We start from the raw sequence: 934 nt of genomic DNA, 5'->3' as shown, positions 1-934 counted from the left end.
AACGGCGTCGTCGCGCCCATGCAGGGCGAGATGGCGGCGGCGCAGGACGGCACCACGCTGGCGGACATCACCCGGCACGGCATCGGGCAGTTCACCCGCGTCTACGGCACCCGGCCGGTCGAACCCGACGAACGTGCCGCGTGGCTCTGGGCCGAACAGCGCCGCCTCAAGCGCGAGACCCGCCTCGGGATCCCCGCGCTGGTGCACGAGGAGTGCCTCACCGGGCTCGCCGCGTGGAAGGCGGCCACCTTCCCGACCCCGCTCGCGTGGGGCGCCGCCTTCGACCCGGACCTCGTCGAGCAGGTCGGTGCCGCCATCGGCGACTCGATGCGCCAACTCGGCGTGCACCAGGGCCTCGCGCCCGTGCTCGACGTCATCCGCGACCCGCGCTGGGGGCGGGTCGACGAGTGCATCGGCGAGGACCCGTACCTCGTCGGGACGGTCGGGACCGCATACGTGCGCGGGCTGCAGTCGGCCGGGGTCGACGCGACCCTGAAGCACTTCCTCGGGTACTCCGCGTCGCAGGCAGGGCGGAACCACGCGCCCGTGCACGCCGGCCCCCGCGAGGTCGCCGACGTCTTCCTGCCGCCGTTCGAGATGGCGCTGCGCGACGGCGGCGCTCGGTCGGTGATGAACTCCTACGCCGAGGTGGACGGGGTCCCCGTCGCCGCGGACCCGGAGCTCCTGACCGGTCTGCTGCGCGACCGGCTCGGCTTCGACGGCACGGTCGTCGCGGACTACTTCTCGGTCGCCTTCCTCGAGGTCATGCACGGCGTCGCGGCCGACCGGGGCGAGGCCGCGGCACTCGCGCTCGCCGCGGGCATCGACGTCGAGCTGCCGACCGGCGACGCCTACCTGGCACCGCTCGTCGAGCGCGTCCGGTCGGGTGCCGTCGACGAGGCCCTCGTCGACCGTGCGGTGCTCCGGGGTCCGC

Annotated in this window: 1 protein-coding gene; it reads left to right on the top strand. The window is 74.6% G+C overall.

Translation table 11 applies throughout. The features are described 5' to 3' along the window. Positions 1-934, top strand: a 934-nt coding sequence (locus I59_RS18465; RefSeq protein ID WP_022905146.1) for a glycoside hydrolase family 3 protein, incomplete at both ends; no start/stop codon positions are given.

The sequence above is a fragment of the Curtobacterium sp. B8 genome, assembly GCF_000333315.1.
GTDB classification, from domain to species: Bacteria; Actinomycetota; Actinomycetes; order Actinomycetales; family Microbacteriaceae; genus Curtobacterium; species Curtobacterium luteum.
Note: the sequence above shows the minus strand (reverse complement) of the source record. Positions and strands in the feature narration are given on the sequence as shown.